Source organism: Paenibacillus sp. SAFN-054 (assembly GCF_051966755.1).
Taxonomy (GTDB): domain Bacteria; phylum Bacillota; class Bacilli; order Paenibacillales; family Paenibacillaceae; genus Paenibacillus_AQ.
Genome location: NZ_JBQCKS010000002.1, coordinates 42129 through 60330, shown reverse-complemented (window position 1 = coordinate 60330; position 18202 = coordinate 42129). Strand labels below are relative to the sequence as shown.

Sequence of the window (18202 nt, the reverse complement as noted above, 5' to 3'; positions counted from 1 at the left end):
GGTACGGCCATGCATTCATTGAATACATTCCAGCTGCCTGGACTTTAGGCAGCTTTTTTGGCGTAGTTGATTTTGGCAAGCAAGGAATGTCCCATTCCGCTATTCTCTGATTTCATCCTCGCGATTTTTTGCATAGAATAGAGGGATTCTATGATATCTGCTTGTGCTGCTTTTATTCGATATGATTTCATGGTATTTTAAAGCAGTATAGGCAGGTGTGGATTTTTTGGAATGGAGAGGAGAGCGATTTGAACGATGACTCGGAAACCAATGAAAAGAGCTGCCGGCCTTTTAGCGTTTCTGCTATTTATTTTCTCCATGGGTCCATTCATTCCTGATCAAGCCGATGCGGCCGGCGGAAACAGCTACTACGTGGCAGCAACGGGGGATGACCAGAATCCGGGAAGCTTCACAGCGCCATGGAGAACGATCCAGAGAGCGGTGAACAGCCTTGCGCCAGGAGATACGCTATACGTGAGAGGTGGCATATACTCTGAGTTTGTGAATGTCCGAACTTCGGGATCGGAGAGCGGAGGCAGCATAACGGTTCAGAATTACCCCAATGAAATCCCGATTTTGGATGGCTCGGGTTTGAGCGTTTCGTCGAGCAATCAAGCTATGGTCAATTTCTCGAATGTCAGCTATTTCGTATGGAGCGGCTTTGAAATACGTAATCTGAGCACTTCAAGCTCCTCCTATGATCCGGCGGGAATCCGCATGAAAAACGGGGGGACGGCAGTCCGGATTGTGAACAACGACATCCATGATATTAAGAATACCTCCACATCGGGTAACGCTCATGGCATGCACATCCTCGGCAATATGTCTACGCCGATAACCAATCTGACGATCAGCGGCAATAAGGTGCATCATCTTATTACGGGAAAAAGCGAATCATTAACCTTAAGCGGCAACATTGACGGCTTTACCATAACGAACAATAGAGTATACGAGAATAACAACATCGGCATCGAACTCGCGGGCTTTTATGGCGCATGTTCCAATCTTTGCGTGGACCAGACGCGAAACGGAGTCGTATCCGGCAACATTGTATACAGCATCGATTCCTCGAAGAATCCGGCCTACGGCACGGGAATTCATGCGGCGGGCGGCATTTACGCCGACGGGGCCACAAACGTGATCATCGAACGGAATCATGTGTACTCGAACGATTTCGGCATCGAGCTCGCGAGTGAAAAGAAGGGGAAGGCTACGAGCGATATCACCGTTCGGAACAACTTCATACACCACAATTACGGAGCCGGACTGATTATGGGCGGTGCCGATTCTTCCAGCGGGGGTTCGGAGAACAATAAGATTCTGAATAATACCTTCCTGGAAAATGACACGCTGAAGCAGGGCTACGGGGAAATTACGATGCAGTGGTATAACGTGAACAACATGATTCTGAACAATATTTTCTACAGCAACACGCAAAAGCTATCCGTCAACAAGATCAATACCAGCGGATCAGGCAACAAGATCGACTACAATTTGTTGTACAATGCCAGCGGAGCCAACAGCACGGTATGGAGATGGCAGGGCACCGCTTATCTGAGCTGGCCTGCATTCCAGACAGCCACGGGCTTTGATACCCATTCTATATTTGGCAACCCTATGTTTGTGGATAAAGCACAGAACAATATTCGTCTGACATCGGGTTCGGCCGCGATCAACAAAGGCACGAATGCGTACGTCCCAAGCGGAAGCGTCGATTATGCGAACGGGATTCGCATCCGGGAGGGAACCGTCGATATGGGCGCGATGGAATACGTGGCCGGGCAGGATCCGATCACAGCGCCTTCCTCCAAGTTTGCCGCAGACGGCAATGCAGCCGAATGGGGGACCGTTCCGGTTCTGAGCAAAGGTTCTTCAAATTCGTTCTTGATAAAGGCAGCCTATGAACAATCCAAGCTGTACCTTTACGTTCAAGGCAGTGGACTCCTGAAGAAGAGCCAGTTCTATTTGAATACGGACAATAATGCGAATACCGGCTTTAAAGTGACCAAATTTACACAGAGCGGAGCAGATTATCTGTTGGAAAACGGCAACCTGTACCGTTACACGGGAAAGGGCGGATCGGACTGGTCCTGGAAGCTGCTCCAAACTTATAAAGGAACGGAAAGCTATGCAGCCACAGATCAGATCATCGAGGTTGCGTTGACGTTATCCCATATCGGAGCGACCGCGGATACGCCAATCAAGGTGGGATTCATCCAGAATGACTCCAATACGAACAAACTTCCCGTAAGCGGCGGTTTTGTGTCCATCCCAAAAGCGAGCTCAAGTTTGAAGAAATAAGTCGTATCAAGCGAAAGGTTATCCCAGCGTCATCTGTTGGGATAATCTTTTTTTGTTATAAAATAGGTAAAAAAGACTATTAAAAAATGAATAGTATATGACAAAAGTAGGACTATTGGTAACTACTTTTTATGAGACCGAGTAGGATATAATCTTATGAAGTGGCGTAAGTTAGCGGATTTTCATAGAGTTTGTCCGTCGAAAAGCAAATCTATGAGCAGAAAATTTGTTTTTATATAAACTTATTGTAAATATTGTGGAAATAAGTTATATTTTCTCTTGATGTATAAGTCAATAGTCCTGAAAATTTTTACTATTTTAATGGTTTTCGTAAAAATAGTGCTATCAACCCGGGCTTTTTAAATGCTAACATTACGATTTCTGCGAAAATACATAGCTGAGATTTCATTATATTACATAGAAAAGAGGTGGGGCCGTGAAAGTATTAGTCACCGGAGGCATGGGGTTTATCGGTTTTCATGTCGCGGAACGTTTTGCCAAGGAAGGCTACGAAGTATATGTCATCGATAATCTCTCAACGGGAACCAAGGAAAACGTCCATTTTAAGCACAAACTGTACGAGCTGGCGGTAGAGGACTCCAAATGTGAGGAAATATTCCGAACGAACCGGTTTGATACCGTCGTCCATTTGGCCGCCCAGGTCAATGTGACAACGTCGATTGCGGATCCAAGGCATGATTCCGAGTCGAACGTGCTGGGGCTCGTCAATATGCTGAGCCTGTCCCAGAAATACGGCGTGAAAAAATTCATCTTCGCTTCCTCCGCTGCCGTCTATGGCTCCAATGATCATCTGCCCCTGGCCGAAACCGAGAACTGCAACCCGATCTCTCCATACGGAATCAGTAAATGGGTAGGCGAGTCCTACTGCAGCAAGTGGAAAGAACTATATGGTCTTGATACGCTTTGCTTCCGGTTCTCAAATGTATTCGGTCCCCGGCAGGGAAGCAACGGCGAAGGTGGGGTCGTGTCGATTTTCATGGATCAGCTGCTGGCTGGTAAGCCGTTATACATACGCGGAGACGGTGAACAAACACGGGATTTTATTTACGTCGAAGATGTGGCAGATGCCATTTACCGTGCTTCCTATTCAACATTGACCGGGGTATACAACCTCGCTACGAACACGGCTTGCAGCGTTAACCATTTGGTAGCCGAGCTGAAGGAACTTCATGATGCGGCCGAAGTCGTTTATAAAGAAGCCCAGCCCGGGGATATTCGCCATTCCAGGCTGGACAATACCGCAATTAAGCGGGATTTGGACTGGGCCCCGATGTACAGCGTCAAGGAAGGTCTGTTCCGGACATATACGTGGTTTGCACAGCATACAGCACAGCGCGAAGCTGCCGTAACGGTAGAGGCGGCACCCTCAGCGGCGCTTAACCATCGGAAGAAGTGGATGCCTTATGCAGAGAACATTCTCGCGTTTGCGCTTACGGCTTGGCTGACGGTCAGCGATTGGGACCTGTCGTTTGCTTTTATGGATATCAAAGTGCTCTACATTGTTATTATGGGTATCATCTATGGAAACCGGCAGTCGATTACAGCGGTGGTATTGTCCATTGGCCTGTTAATCTATGAAAAAATGGAAGACGGCCGCGAGCTTATCTCCCTGCTTTACGATACGGATTTCTTTTTTCAGGTTGCAGTTTATCTCTTCATAGGCTTGGTTGTAGGTTATGCCATTGAGCGCAAGACGCGGCAGCTTCAAACCAAAGAGCAGCAGATACAGAGCCTGGAAGAGAGACATGCCTTTCTGAATGAGGTCTATACCGAGGTCCGGGAGGTCAAGGATGAATTGCAGGAACGGATTCTGAACAGCGAGGACAGCTTCGGAAAGATATACTCCATCACCAAAGAACTGGAGAGCCTGGAGCCTGAGCATATCTTCAACGCTACGTTGAACGTGGTCGAGTCCATCATGAAAACCGGGAGCGTATCCATCTATTCCGTCAACGCAAGCTTCAGCTATCTTCGGCTTGTAGCGCAATCGGGGGAAGCAGAATCGGAGGGCGCCAAATCGCTGAAGGTGAGCGAGCATGAATATCTGAAGGAAATGTTCGAGAACGAAAAGATGTTTATCAACAAACAGCTTCAGGAGGGGGTACCGTTCCTGGCGGCTCCCGTGAAGAGCAATAACGAGATTGTCGCCGTCATCACGATCGGTAAAATGAAATTCGAAAACTTTTCACTGTACTATCAAAATCTGTTCAAAATCACGATTGAACTCATATCTTCTTCGTTGTCGCGCGCCTTGTCTTATGTGGATGCCATGCGAAGCATCCGTTATATTGATGGAACCTCCGTCTTGAATGCCGACGTATTCTCTATGATTCTGGAGAGCAAGCGTCAGGCCAAAGAGCAGCACAACACTCCTTTTATATTGCTCGAAACCGAATCGGATCACATATCGGTGAAGGAATACTCGGAGAAGCTGTCGGCAATTTTGCGGGAAACGGACTATATCGGCGAAGGTGTTGATGGCAGGCTCTACGTCTTGTTGTCCAATACGGAATTGGACGATGCGCAGCATGTACTGAAGCGCTTTGAGCGGCATCATATATCGCTGAGACTGGTCGAGGATGTTGCATCATGATCGAGATCATGACGGTCGTTTATATCGTGCTGTGCGGTGGAGGTCTGTGGGTGTATTACCGGAAGGAACCGCGGGAGTGGCTGCTGCGGTGGGTGTGCGTCAGTATTTTTCCGGTGATCGGATGGCTGTTCCCGCTCTTCTGGCCGGATTCCTGGTTGAAGCGCGGATCCAAGACGAGTACCGAATTGTTTGCGGAGCAGGTTAAACCCGAATATGAATTTATGGATATATATACCGAGGCGGAGGCCAGAAGAGACCTGGGCGTTCTTCCGATCGAGGAGGCACTGGTGGTCAATGAGCATGCGGAACGGCGCAAAGTCATGCTGGATGTGCTGAAGCAGGATGCCATGACTTACATCGACGTCCTGCAGAAAGCCGTAAGCAATGAAGATAGCGAGACGTCTCATTACGCGGTCAGCATGGTAATGGAAGTGAAGCGAAAGCTGACACTCTCCATGCAGGAGCTGTCGGTCCGGTACGAATCAGGCCGGGAGGACGAGGAGCTGCTTAAGGCATACGCGAACGTGCTCCGCGATTATATCCGCAGCGGCTTTATCGATGAACGGACGCTGATGAAGTACCGGTTCATCTATCTGGGCGTGTTGAAGGATCTGATTTCGGTATCACCGGATACGGCATCCGCTTATGAAGAGAAGGTCAAGGCAGAGCTGGTCTTGTCCCAGTTCCCTGAAGCGGAGCAGACGGCCTTAAATTATCTGAAGCGGTTTCCGGACCGGGAAGAGGCCTACACACTATTAATTCAAGTTTATTATGAGATGAAATCGCACAAGAAACTGCTGGAGACGCTGGACCTGCTGAAAAAATCACCTCTTCGTCTGTCTCATCATGCATTAACCTTGGTACGTTTCTGGTCGGAAGGGGCATGACATGGATGTGGATGTAAAGTTAAGACGCAATGTATATATCATCATAATCGTGATTCTATTGCTTGCCATTACGGTACAGGTGTCGCGTTCCGAATTCATTATGAAGTTCAGCCAAAACCATGATTTGGCCAAAGACCGGCAAACCTTGATGACGCTCTCGAAGCAGCAGCTGCCGGCGGATGCCGGCGAACCGCAGTACTGCGTCGTGTATGATTCGAAAGACGAGTACAGTGTGAAGGTCAAGGACAATGCGGTGAAAATGCTGCAGTACATGAAAAAGAATGCAGTCGCCATGGATTCTGCCACATCGCCGCTTACCTATGATAAGTGCCGAATGATGGTCGTGACGAACCAGGAATTGGACCCGATACGGAATATAGACAAGCTGGGGGATTACGTGGAGAACGGCGGTTACGTGATGTTTGCAAGCTCTTTGCAGCAGGACGAAATGTTCTATCAGATATACCGCAAGCTTGGCATCGTTTCTGTCGGCAACCAATTTCAAACGAACGGCATCGAGCTGAAATCCAATGTCCTGATCGGAGAGAAAGGGCTTCAAATGAATGAAGCCTTCCTGAACAATACTTCAAGCAGCGTGGAAATTGACGGGGACTCGGAGCTTCTGGCTGCAAGCCATGACGGCACCCCGCTGATGTGGAAACGCGACTACGGGAAAGGCAGCTTCATGGTGTTCAACGGGACAATCCTCCAGGAGAAAATAAACCGCGGTTTATTGGCCGGGGGCATCAGCATGCTTGAGCCTGACTTCATCTATCCGGTGTTTAACACGAAGCAGCTTTTCATCGATGATTTTCCGTCACCGATCCGAAGCGGGACAACGCCGCTCATCTATGATGCTTACAAAAAAGACATCCCCCGTTTCTACCATGACATTTGGTGGCCGGATATGCTGAAAGCCGCCAAGCAAAGCGATTTTAAATACACGGCGGTGCTGATTCAATCGTATCGCGATCAGGTGAAGCCGCCGTTCCGGTATCCGATTGACGAAGACCGGTACAATCTGATTTCGTACGGCAGGGAAATCATCAAGAGCGGCGGGGAAATCGGGATTCACGGGTACAATCACCAGGCGCTGACGATGGACGAGGACGTCGCGGGTGCTTACGAATATAAAACGTGGAACAGTTATGAGGATATGTACGCGTCCATCGAAGAGGTCGTCCGATATCTTCAGGATTCATTTCCATCCTATCAACCGAGCACGTATGTACCGCCCTCCAATGTGTTAAGCCAGGAAGGCCGGAAAGCACTGCCGGCAGCGTGGCCGGATTTAGCGACGATATCCTCCTTGTATGAGGAGGATGCCCAGAATCTGTCCTATGTTCAGGAATTCGAGATTGCCTCCGACGGTATCGTTGAAATGCCGCGCGTAACCTCGGGGTATGTGGAGGCGCCGTTCGAGCGCTGGGCCGAGGCCAATACCGCTTCCTCGCTCGGCGTATTCTCCCATTTCGTCCATCCGGACGACGTCATCGATAGCGAGCGAGGCAAGGGTTTGACCTGGAAAAAGCTGTATGACCAATTTTCCGAGAAGCTGGAACGCGTGAGCCGGACCTACCCTTGGCTTCGCTCCATGACAGCAACCGAGGGCGCTAACAGCTTGGTGAACACATTGACTTCCCAAGTGTCGCTGAATAAAGAGCCGAACCGGATGGTGGGCCAAATTAACAACTTCCGGGAAGACATGTACTTTATTCTTCGGACGGAGCGCAATATCGGCCAGCTGAAACACTGCAAAGTCAGCAAAATCGATGAGCATACCTATCTGGTCACTGCGGAGCAGGACAAATTTGAAATCGGATTGGGCGGTTGACGAGAGATGAGAATTTGTATGATTGCGGAAGGCTCCTACCCTTATATCACAGGAGGGGTTTCAAGCTGGATTCACAGTCTGATTACCCAAATGCCTGAGCATGAATTCATTATTTATGCGATCGGTGCCCAGACCAAGCAAAAGGGGAAATTCAAATATACGCTTCCTCCGAATATCATCGAGGTCCGCGAAATTTTCCTTGATGCCTATCTGGATGAGGATGCCGATTGGGGAAGCCGTTTCCGGCTGACTGCCGAGGAGCAGGCAACGATTCAGGCTCTGATCGGCGGGGAGGGGACACTGGACTGGAACGAAGCGTTTGCGCTGCTTCGGACCGATAAATTCACCAATGTGTCTGATTTCCTGGCGAGCAAAAACTATTTCGACAACCTGGAACGGCTGTGCCGGACGAAGTATACCCATGTTCCTTTTACGGAGATGTTCTGGACCGTCCGCTCGATGATTCTGCCGCTGATCCTGGCGATTCGCAACGATGTCCCCAAGGCAGATCTGTATCACAGCGTATCGACGGGTTATGCCGGAGTCATCGGTGCATTGGGCAAATATGTGCACGGTTCGCCGCTCATTTTGACCGAGCATGGCATATACTCGCGGGAACGCGAGGAGGAGATCATTAAAGCGGATTGGGTCAAAGGATATTTCAAAGATTTATGGATCGAATACTTTTACCGTCTTTCCGATTGTATTTATACATCCGCGGATCAGATCGTGACGTTGTTCGGACGCAATAAGGAGATCGAAATTGAACTGGGCTGCTCCCCGGACAAAATCCGGATTATCCCGAACGGGGTCCGAACCAGCGATTATGAGGGGCTCCCCCAAGCGCCGGAAGATGGAAGGATAAGAATCGGCGCCGTTGTCCGGGTCGTTCCGATCAAGGATATCAAGACGATGCTGCAGAGCTTTGCGCTGGTGAAGAGAGAAGTGCCAAACGCCGAGCTGGTCATCATGGGACCCGTGGAGGAAGATGATCAATATTACGAGGAATGCTTGCAAATGCTTGAAGCCCTGGAGGTCCAGGATGTCGTGTTCACCGGAGAAGTCAAAGTGAAGGATTATCTGGGGAAAATGGACATCCTGCTTCTCACCAGCGTCAGCGAGGGTCAGCCGCTGGCCGTGCTCGAGGGTATGGCATGCGGCAAGCCGTTCGTCACGACGAACGTGGGCAGCTGCAAAGAGCTTTTGAATGGCGTCGATGACGGGATTGGACCGGCAGGTTTGATTGCGCCCGTCATGCATTACGAGCAAATCGCCAACAGCCTGGTGACGCTATGCAAAAATCGCGAACTGCGGGAGGAAATGGGACGTAATGCGCTGGAGCGGGTTCGGCGCTCGTATAAATACGAAACCTTCATTTCCGAGTACCGCAAGCTTTATGCAAACTTAAAGGAGGGAAGCGGCACATGGCCGGAATCGGTTTTGAACTAAGAAAATTATTCCGGGAGCAGGGACTGATTAACAATGTGAAGGCATATGCTTATTCCTCGATGTCGACGATCGGACCCATGATTCTTTGCATGTTTCTGATCATTGTCCTGCAGAGACTGATGTCTTACAGCGGGGGCACCCACCTGCAGTGGGAGCTGTACATCGCGACGATGCAGTATAATTTTGTCTTCTCGATCCTGATCACAAGCGGTATTTCCATGCTGCTGACGAGATTTGTGTCGGACATGATTTTTCAGCGCAAGTTCGAACATATTCTTGCTTCCTATTATGGTTCGCTGGTTATCGTGCTGCCGGCAGGATCGCTGATCGCCTGGTTGTTTCTGCGGGGCGTTGCGGCAGGAACGGGCTATAAATTCGCTGCTTATTTCCTGTTCATGGAGCTGATCGTCATCTGGAATCAGTCCGTATATTTGTCGGCATTAAAGGATTATATGCGGATTGTGCGGAGCTTTGCCATCGGGACGGGCATTGCGATCGCTTCCGGGTGGCTGCTTCTGAACCTGACCTCGATGGATGCGACGACTGGAGCTCTCCTTGCCATCGATATAGGCTTTATGACGATTCTTGTGATGACGAACAGGCATCTCGAACAAGTTTTCCCCCGGTTTGACAGCCGAATTTACTTTTCGTTTGTGGCGTACTTCAAAAAATACCCTTCCTTGTTTTTCATCGGAACGTTTATGTACGCGGGCATTTACATTCACAGCATGGTCTTCTGGTTCAGCGACGACGGCCAGTTGGTTGCGGACCGGTTTTATATTTCTCCGGAATACGATTTGCCGGTATTCTATGCGTTTCTGTCCGTCATTCCAACGCTGGTAACGTTCATTGTGTCCGTGGAGACCGAGTTTTTCGAGAAGTTCCGGGCTTATTACAAGCATGTGCTGGAGGGCGGAACCCTGCTGCAGATCGACACGTCCAAAAAAGCCATGCAGCGTACGCTGATGCAGGAAATCAGCTTTTTGATGGAGGTTCAGCTGCTGTTCACTATCATTTCGATCGCCATTGGGATGAAGCTTCTTCCCAGAATAGGCTTTACGATGTCCCAGCTGGATTCCTTTAATATTCTTGTGCTCGGCTATTTTCTGTTTATCATGATGTTCATCACGATTCTTCTGCTGCTCTATTTCGATGACCGTAAAGGCGCGGCGTGGATCAGCGGTATATTCCTGCTGCTGAACGCCCTGTTCACGTTTTGGACGCTTCAGTACGAGTATGACGGCCTCGGAATGTTCTACGCATCGGTCATCGGTTTGGCCCTTGTCCTTATTCGGCTGATGTACGTGCTAAGGAACATCGATTATTACACGTTCTGTTCGCAGCCGATGAGCAGCCACCGCAAACCGAAACGCACCATGAAGTCTTACTTGATGATCTCCGTCATCGCATCACTCATGATCGTGCTTACCGCTTGTTCCGACTCTTCCAGTGATCCGGAACCGGCGGCCGAGAGTGTCGTCGATACGAAAAATCCGGGTGTTGCCGAATCGACGGCGATTACAGAAGACAAACGGATTTATCGGCAGGACGAGAATAAGGCGGTCAAAACGTTGTATGTGACCGTTCTCCCTCCGAAAGGCGATAACAATAAGGGACTGAGCTGGTATGGACTGAACCGGGAAACCGACCGCTATAGCGAGGACAAGCTCAATGTCATTATGCAGGAAGGCGCCGAGGACGGAAGCGGGCCGAAGTCGGGCCTGTTCGGATACGGTGAGGATCAGGCGAACGGCAGCATCAGCCTCCGGGGAAACACGGCGCGTTACGCATCGCAAAAATCCTACCGCATCAAGCTTTATGACGAAGCGGGCCTGTGGGAAAATCAGCGTTCCATCAACTTGAACAAGCATTCGGCGGATCTGACGCGTATCCGGAACAAGCTGAGCTTCGACTTGTTTCAGACCATTCCCAACTTCACGAGCCTTCGGACGGAATTCGTCCAGCTGTATGTGAAGGATCTCTCGGAGGGCGGATCCAAAACGAAGTTTCAGGATTACGGTCTTTACACGCAAATCGAGCAGCCGAACGAGATGTTCCTGAAATCGCATTGGCTGGACCCGTACGGTCAATTGTATAAAGTGGCGTTCTTCGAGTTCAATCGTTATCCGGACCAAATCAAGCTACAATCCGATCCTGCGTATGATAAAAAAGCGTTTGAATCGATTCTGGAGATCAAAGGCAGGGAAGATCACGAGAAGCTGATCCGCATGCTGGACGACGTCAACGACATGACGATTCCTATCGAGGAAGTCATTGCGAAGCATTTTGATCTGGATAACTATCTCACCTGGCTTGCCGTCAATATTTTGACCGATAACATGGACACGGACGCAAATAACTTTTATTTGTACTCACCGCTTAACTCTGATAAATGGTACTTCCTGCCTTGGGATTATGATGGCGGTTGGGGCCTTCAGCGCAATCTGAAGAGCATCAGCCCGTATCAAAGCGGCTTGAGCAATTATTGGGGAGGAACCCTGCATAACCGGTATTTCCGGAGCCAAGAGCATGTAGACCTTCTGAAGAAGAAAATCGAAGAAATATCGAAGAACTACATTAATAAAAATACGGTGCAGGGCCTGCTGGATCAATACCGGGATAAGGTCGAACCTTTTGCTAAAAGATCTCCTGACATTCAGTATTTACCTGGAAAATTGGCGGAAATGCCGGAGGATTATGAGCGAATTCTGTCTACGCCGGAGCAAGGGTACAAACTCTTCCTGGAGGATTTGGAGAAGCCGAAGCCGTTCTACATGGACCAGATTGACGAAGAAAACGGAAAGTTTCAATTTTCTTGGGGCATCTCCTTCGATCTTCAGGGCGATGATCTGACGTATGACTGGACGCTCGCTAAGGATCCGGGTTTTACGCAAATTGTGGATGAGAAGACAGGGCTGGCCGCGAACCGTGTTACCGTCGATAAGCTGAAGAGCGGCACCTACTACTGGAAAGTCATTGCCCGGGACAGCAAAGGGAATACTCAAATTTCGTTTGACTCTTTCGAGGATGTGGATGGAACTCCTTATTATGGCATGATGAAGTTTGAGGTGGATTAAAGCATGGAATTTCAGGGAAACAAGCTGCGCCATGAGCTGAAGTACTATCTGCATCTGCACGAATATATAGCGCTTAGACAGCGAATCTCCGCCTACCTGACGATGGATCGCAATTCGGTGCATCCTGACGGCTATGGAATCCGAAGCCTGTATTTCGACGGGCTGCAGCAGCACTCGCTGTACGATAAGAACAACGGCGTGTTCCGCCGTGATAAATACCGGATTCGCGTGTATAACGGAAGCGACAGCAAAATTACGTTAGAGCGAAAAAGCAAATTCGGCGATTACATCAACAAGGTGTCGGCGCCATTGACGAAGGAAGAGTATGCCCTGATTTTAGCCGGGGATGCGGCTTTTCTCTCAGACAAGGATCATCCGCTGCTGCAGGAGTTCTATATGGCGCTCGTCCATAGCGGATTCCGCCCGTCGGTTATCGTCGATTACATGCGGGAGGCTTATATTTATGAGCTTGGCAATGTGCGCATTACGTTCGATAAAAGGCTGGCGGCCGGAATGAATACGGTTGATGTCTTTGATCCCGCCCTGGTGCTTGAGGAGGCCCTGCCTCCGGCACTGACCATCATGGAGATCAAGTACGACTCGTATCTGCCTGATGGCATCCGTCAGCTGGTTCAGCCGGACAGGCATATACGCTCAGCCATCTCCAAATTCGTCATTTGCCGCGAACTGGGACTGAAACATTTTAAAGAATAGTATTCACAGGAGGAACGGCCGTGGGGGATAACCTAAATTTTCAGGATCTTTTTAAAAAGAGCGCGCTTCATCTGGAAGCATTCAGGGACATATCTTATATCGATTTGTTTCTGGGCTTGATCTCTTCGTTCGCCATCGGAATGTTTATCTTTTGGATTTATAAAAAGACGTTTAGAGGCGTGGTATACAGCTATAATTACAACGTATCTTTTGTGCTGATGACGATGATTACGACGCTGATCATTATGACGATCAGTACCAACATCGTGCTGTCGCTAGGCATGGTCGGCGCACTGAGCATCGTTCGGTTTCGTACGGCAGTAAAAGACCCGCTGGATATCGTCTACATGTTCTGGGCCATTGCGGCTGGCATTGCCTGCGGGGCAAAGGTATATCCGGCGGCGCTGATCGGTTCGATCGCCTTCGGCCTTGTGCTCATGTGGCTGTCGCGGAAAAAGGTCAAAGAAATGCCATACCTGCTTATCGTGCGCCATACGGATATCGCGACAGATGAAGTACGCGTCCATATCCGCAAGCTGCAGGGTAAGCTGAAATCCAAAACGGTCCGCAAGGAGTATACCGAAATTACGGTTGAAGTGCGGATTCGTGATGATAATACGGCGTTCGTGAATGAGATCAGCGCGCTGAAAGGCGTGCAGGATGCCTCGTTGATTAACTATACGGGGGATTATGCCCAGTAACGGCGTACGATGAGAAAAAGGCGGGAGTTGCTTCCTGCCTTTTTTACTTACCTGAAACGACAATTTCCCCGGAAATATTTTCTGGCAGACAAGTGGCAGATTGGAGAGGCCGGGACAAGGAGAGATAGAATGATGAAGAGAATAATAGGTTGTGCCGCTCTGGCGGGAGCCTTAATAGGGTTGGGTTTAACCTGGTGGAACCCGGGATCCGCATTGGCCGAAGGCGGCCAGCTTCAAATTAACGACATTGAGGGGAAAGATACTTACCTGATGAGCGACGGTTCCATGTGGACTATTTTTCAGGGGATCCGGGTCATCCATACGCCAGGAAGGGTCGATGCGATCAGTGGGGACATGTACGACGGGTATGGCAAAACCAGCGACGGCCGTCTTGTTCAATGGCAAATGGGCGATCCGCGTATCATTGAGGGCACCTCGGGCGCGAAGCAGGTCTCTGGATCCTACTGGTTGAAAACGGACGGTACGGTTTGGTTCCAAAATAAACAAATAAAAGAGCTTAACCAAATACAGCTTCTGGCGAATGAACATCGGGAGTTGGCCGTTCTGACCTCGAACGGTGATTTGTTGTTGCTTGACAACAACAAGCAGGGAAACATATTCAAAAAGCTGGGGACCGTGGAGCAGGCGGCTGCAGTCAAGTCGGTCACCGTGCATGACGGCCGGGTGGCGATCTTGTTTGAATCCGGGAAGGTCGTCGTGTACGAGACAGCCAATTTTGATGATAACGGCCGCATTATACCGGTTACTGTCGCAGAGGATGCGATTCAAATCATATACGCGACAAGGTATCCGACGAACGCACTGATTGTAACGCGCAAGGACGGCACGGTGTGGACGACGGGGACTTACAAGGACCGCTGGAAGCTGAAGGACCAGATTCCAGGTCTGAAAGATGTTATGAAAACCTCATTGCCGGCGGATGACATCGCTGAGGGCTTCTACGCCCAGCATCGTGACGGAAGCTGGGATTTTTACAAAGAAGGAGACATTACGCCGGTCGGTGTGCCTGTCGTTACAGATGTATCGGTATCGATCTCTAACGCGGAGCCTTACGTCGGAGACAGCATCCAAGTGGATATCCAGGAGTCCTACTCGAATGGTGCGAAGATGAAAGTGAAGGCCAGCGACGCCAAGATCGATGTTGAGAAGCCGTACTTATTGAAGCTTCAGCCTGATCATACACTGAAAGCGTCCGGAGTCGGTAAAACGCAGGTTACCGTCACTACCAGTGGCGTATCAAAAACCGTGACGGTATCGACCAGCCTTCAGAATAACTTGAAATATGCCAAACAGGTGAGCGGAACGATCATGGTTCCGGCCAAATCGGTCATTAAAGCATTGGGCGGCACGTTAACGGTCACGGGCGGATGGATGGAGGCACAGTTCGGTGACATCACGTTGTCCTTCAAAGCGGGGAGCAAGGAGGGAACGGTAAACGGACAGTCCGTCACACTGAAGGCTGTCCCGGCGGAGGATCATGGCGAGCTTTACATTCCGGCAGCTCTGCTGTCGAATGCGCTTGGAGCCAGCATCCGCTGGGATGATAAGTGGAAGCAGGCGGAGATCGCTTTCGGGGACGCCAAGATGACCGTCGTGTCCTCCCAAACCGCGGGACTCATCAAAACGGCAATGCAGGGAAGTCTGGCCAAATATATCGGAAAAACGTACTGGATAAACGATTTTGAAGGCTGGGAGCGATTCTCTAAAATTACGGTCGCTGACGTCCTTCCAAATGACCAGGGAGAGTTTATCCTTGCGTTTCACACCAAAGCGGGAAAGACGTTGAAAAGCTACCCGATGAAATCTTCGGAAGCGATACAGTTATTCGCGGACCGGTCCGCGCTGTTTCATGAAGATCCGTACAAGAAATACCCATGGCCCGCTTCCGTATGGAGCCAGGTTAAGGCTGGCAAGGTTTCCATTGGCATGACCAAAGAGCAGGTTCAGTTATCTTGGGGAAGTCCGGCCGCCAAGGACGTAACCACTGGCGGTGGAAAAACGATTGAAACGTGGGGGTATTCGAACTTCAACGTCATTTCGTTCGTAGATGGGAAAGTATTTTTGATCCTCGTATAAACGAAACGTTAAACATACAGGCATAACGCCCTTTCCGGAATGGCATGATTGGCTGCCATTCTGTGAAAGGGCGTTGTGACGAGGATCGAAAACTACCGATCGGGAATCGGTCAATGGCAAGCGTGGCGGTCAGAAACTTTATTTTTGCATATCCTTACGGACGAAACGGTGGCCGTGCAGCCAATTGGCACAGCAGTCAAGCCACTGTCGGCATGACTCGTTGTCTTCTGAGAGACCGAGACCATGGCGACCTGATTCGAATACATGCAGTTCAAACGGAATTTTCGCTTTGGACAGCGCTGCAGCGAAGTATAGGCTGTTCTCCACAGGCACAGCGCCGTCATCGGCCGTCGTCCACAGGAATGTCGGCGGGGTACGGCCGTCCACGCGCTGGTCGGCAGAGTAGCTGGCAATCTGTTCCGCACTGGCATCCTCGCCCAGGAAGCGAGAGCGGCTGCCTTGATGCGTATAGTCCTCTTCAAACGTGATCACCGGGTAGCTGAGGATCAACAGATCCGGTTTTGTCTTGCCGGTCACGGATGTTATTGCGGCAAGATGCCCTCCGGCGGAGAAGCCGATCATCCCGATCTGGTTCGGGTTCATGGCAAGCCCGAAGGAATCCTCCGGATCGCGGGCCCAGCTTAACGCTTCCTCGACATCCTGAATAAGCGAATCCGGATCAATGGTGTCCTCAAGACGGTAATGCAGGACCCCTGCATGCATGCCCAGTTTGTTAAACCATTTGGCGACCGGCTCGCCCTCATGATCGGCCCGCATCTGGTATCCTCCGCCAGGCAGGACGAGCATAAAGGGAAGGGCTTCCCCTCCGTGGTGTTCAGCCGGATACAAGGTGAGAAGAGATGTGTCCGGAGAAGTAATCTTCCCGGAAACTTCCTTGCTGTGAGAAACTTGAATCATACGTGTTTCCTCCTAATCCATCGATGGGAATCCGAGATAGTGCAAGTAAATGATGGCTCATGGGTGCGAGAAAGCTGCTGCGAATCAGTCAGCATGCTGACGAGACGTCATGGGTAAGCAGGCTGTTCAAGGTGTAAAGTGTAGTACGTCAACTACTGGCACATACCGCTTCGCGTATCATTGTACCATCAACCGTGGCCAAGCTGCAGTATGCTTGGCTTATTTTTCTTGAGGACAGTCTATCGATGCAATTCATGCCGGTTAACCATTCGGATTCAGTCATTAGAGGAGGGTTCGCGGCAGCTCAAGGCCGCTTTCGATCACGTCCGGCACCCCAACCTTCAAGCGCATCGATCCAGATGTGCTTGTTGGATTTGGGGGAACAAACACAGAAAAATGACAAAATCGTAATTTTACCAATGAATCCATATTCCAGGGATAAAAAGGACCAAGGACCTACATTTACCCATAATTTGGAGCGGAATTCCGCGAAAAAAGCCCTATGCAAATATGTTTCAGCTTTGAGATAATGAGGGACATAGAATGCTAGCTATCCTGCTTTTGGCAGAAGTATATCTCTAAGGTTACAAAATTGTAATTTTTTAAAGGAGGAACAACATGATTAACATCAAGAAAAGCCTGCTCGGCAGTCTGGCAATTACCGCAGCGGTGTCGGCAGCCGTCATTCTTCCATCTCCCTCACATGCAGCAGCCTCTAGTGCCATCGTGCAATCGGCTTCAGCTTCGCAGACGGGCGTCATTCAATCATCGGTAAATTTAAGAGACAAGCCTTCCTTGTCCAGCCGTGTTCTCGGATTGGTCAAAACAGGCGAGAAGGTAAAAATACTGGAGAAGAGCAGCGCTTATTTTTATAAAATCAAAACCGCGGCAGGCAAAACCGGATATATCAGCACGAACGGTAAATATATTCGCGTCGGACAGGCTTCCGCAGGCTCATCGTCTTCTGGAATTTCGAACTCGCAAAATAACGGCTCCTCATCTGCTTCGAAGCCCACTCAATCGGCTTCGGCGGCCATTGAAAAAGTGGTGCGGACCGGAATGAAATACTTGGGAACGCCGTATGAATACGGATCCGACCGCAATACGACGAAGACGTTCGACTGCTCCGATTTTATACGCCAGATCTTTAAGGAAGGCGCTGGTCTTACACTTCCTGCGGATTCCCGGCAACAGGGCTCGTGGATCAAGGAAAACCGCAGCCCGGTGTATTCTTCGAGCAAGTTGAAACGCGGCGATCTTGTCTTTTTCATGAGCTATAGAGGTTCCAGCAGCTCGGCATACAGCGGCATCGATAAATCCAAGCAGCGGATCACGCATGTGGCTCTGTATCTGGGAGACGGGAAGCTCCTGCATACGTATTCCCAGAAAGCCGGGGGCGTCGTCGTTACCGACTTTACGAATTCATGGAAAAACCGCTTCATGTATGGCGGCAGCGTTCTGAAGTAACGGACAAGGCTTGATCAAGAAAAGATCGGGAGACTCCCCGGTCTTTTCGCATTTTTCCTAATAAAGCCACCGCTCTGAGGTAGGATGGACGCATCTGTACTTGCGTAAAATGATATACTGACCCTATAATTGAAATCTAGCTT

Annotated in this window: 11 protein-coding genes; 10 read left to right on the top strand and 1 reads right to left on the bottom strand. The window is 49.9% G+C overall.

The features are described from left to right. The first annotated feature begins 270 nt into the window (after positions 1-270). The 9 genes from ACTHPM_RS11740 (at position 271) to ACTHPM_RS11700 (ending at position 15674) form a co-directional block, all read left to right on the top strand. Positions 271-2301, top strand: a complete 2031-nt coding sequence (locus ACTHPM_RS11740) for a right-handed parallel beta-helix repeat-containing protein (RefSeq protein ID WP_440421550.1) — start codon at positions 271-273, stop codon at positions 2299-2301. Positions 2302-2737: 436 nt separating this feature from the next. Next, positions 2738-4915: an NAD-dependent epimerase/dehydratase family protein gene (locus ACTHPM_RS11735; RefSeq protein ID WP_440396178.1), complete on the top strand. Its 2178-nt coding sequence runs from the start codon at positions 2738-2740 to the stop codon at positions 4913-4915. Then, positions 4912-5802 carry a tetratricopeptide repeat protein gene (locus ACTHPM_RS11730; protein WP_440396179.1) on the top strand — a complete coding sequence of 297 codons (891 nt, stop codon included), beginning with the start codon at positions 4912-4914 and terminating at the stop codon, positions 5800-5802. The genes ACTHPM_RS11735 and ACTHPM_RS11730 overlap by 4 nt, the downstream gene beginning before the upstream one ends. 1 nt (position 5803) lies before the next feature. Beyond that, complete coding sequence (locus tag ACTHPM_RS11725) at positions 5804-7636, top strand: DUF2194 domain-containing protein (RefSeq protein ID WP_440421548.1); 1833 nt, start codon at positions 5804-5806, stop codon at positions 7634-7636. A gap of 6 nt (positions 7637-7642) precedes the next feature. Beyond that, on the top strand, positions 7643-9085 hold the full coding sequence (gene pelF / locus ACTHPM_RS11720) for a GT4 family glycosyltransferase PelF (protein ID WP_440396181.1): 1443 nt from the start codon (positions 7643-7645) through the stop codon (positions 9083-9085). Continuing rightward, on the top strand, positions 9061-12162 hold the full coding sequence (gene pelG, locus ACTHPM_RS11715; RefSeq protein WP_440396182.1) for an exopolysaccharide Pel transporter PelG: 3102 nt from the start codon (positions 9061-9063) through the stop codon (positions 12160-12162). The genes pelF and pelG overlap by 25 nt, the downstream gene beginning before the upstream one ends. A 3-nt stretch (positions 12163-12165) precedes the next feature. Then, positions 12166-12876, top strand: coding sequence for a polyphosphate polymerase domain-containing protein (locus ACTHPM_RS11710; protein WP_440396183.1), 711 nt, complete (start codon positions 12166-12168; stop codon positions 12874-12876). Positions 12877-12896: 20 nt separating this feature from the next. After that, on the top strand, positions 12897-13577 hold the full coding sequence (locus tag ACTHPM_RS11705) for a DUF4956 domain-containing protein (RefSeq protein WP_440396184.1): 681 nt from the start codon (positions 12897-12899) through the stop codon (positions 13575-13577). Between the two features lie 132 nt (positions 13578-13709). Continuing rightward, complete coding sequence (locus ACTHPM_RS11700; protein ID WP_440396185.1) at positions 13710-15674, top strand: copper amine oxidase N-terminal domain-containing protein; 1965 nt, start codon at positions 13710-13712, stop codon at positions 15672-15674. A gap of 138 nt (positions 15675-15812) precedes the next feature. Here the strand turns inward: ACTHPM_RS11700 and ACTHPM_RS11695 are convergent, their stop codons facing one another. Next, positions 15813-16592, bottom strand: a complete 780-nt coding sequence (locus tag ACTHPM_RS11695; protein WP_440396186.1) for an alpha/beta hydrolase — start codon at positions 16590-16592, stop codon at positions 15813-15815. A gap of 618 nt (positions 16593-17210) precedes the next feature. On the opposite strand from ACTHPM_RS11695, the gene ACTHPM_RS11690 reads away from it, so the two are divergent. Further along, positions 17211-18059 (top strand): C40 family peptidase, encoded by an 849-nt coding sequence (locus tag ACTHPM_RS11690; protein WP_440396187.1) that lies wholly within the window; start codon positions 17211-17213, stop codon positions 18057-18059. The last annotated feature ends 143 nt before the right edge of the window (positions 18060-18202 follow it).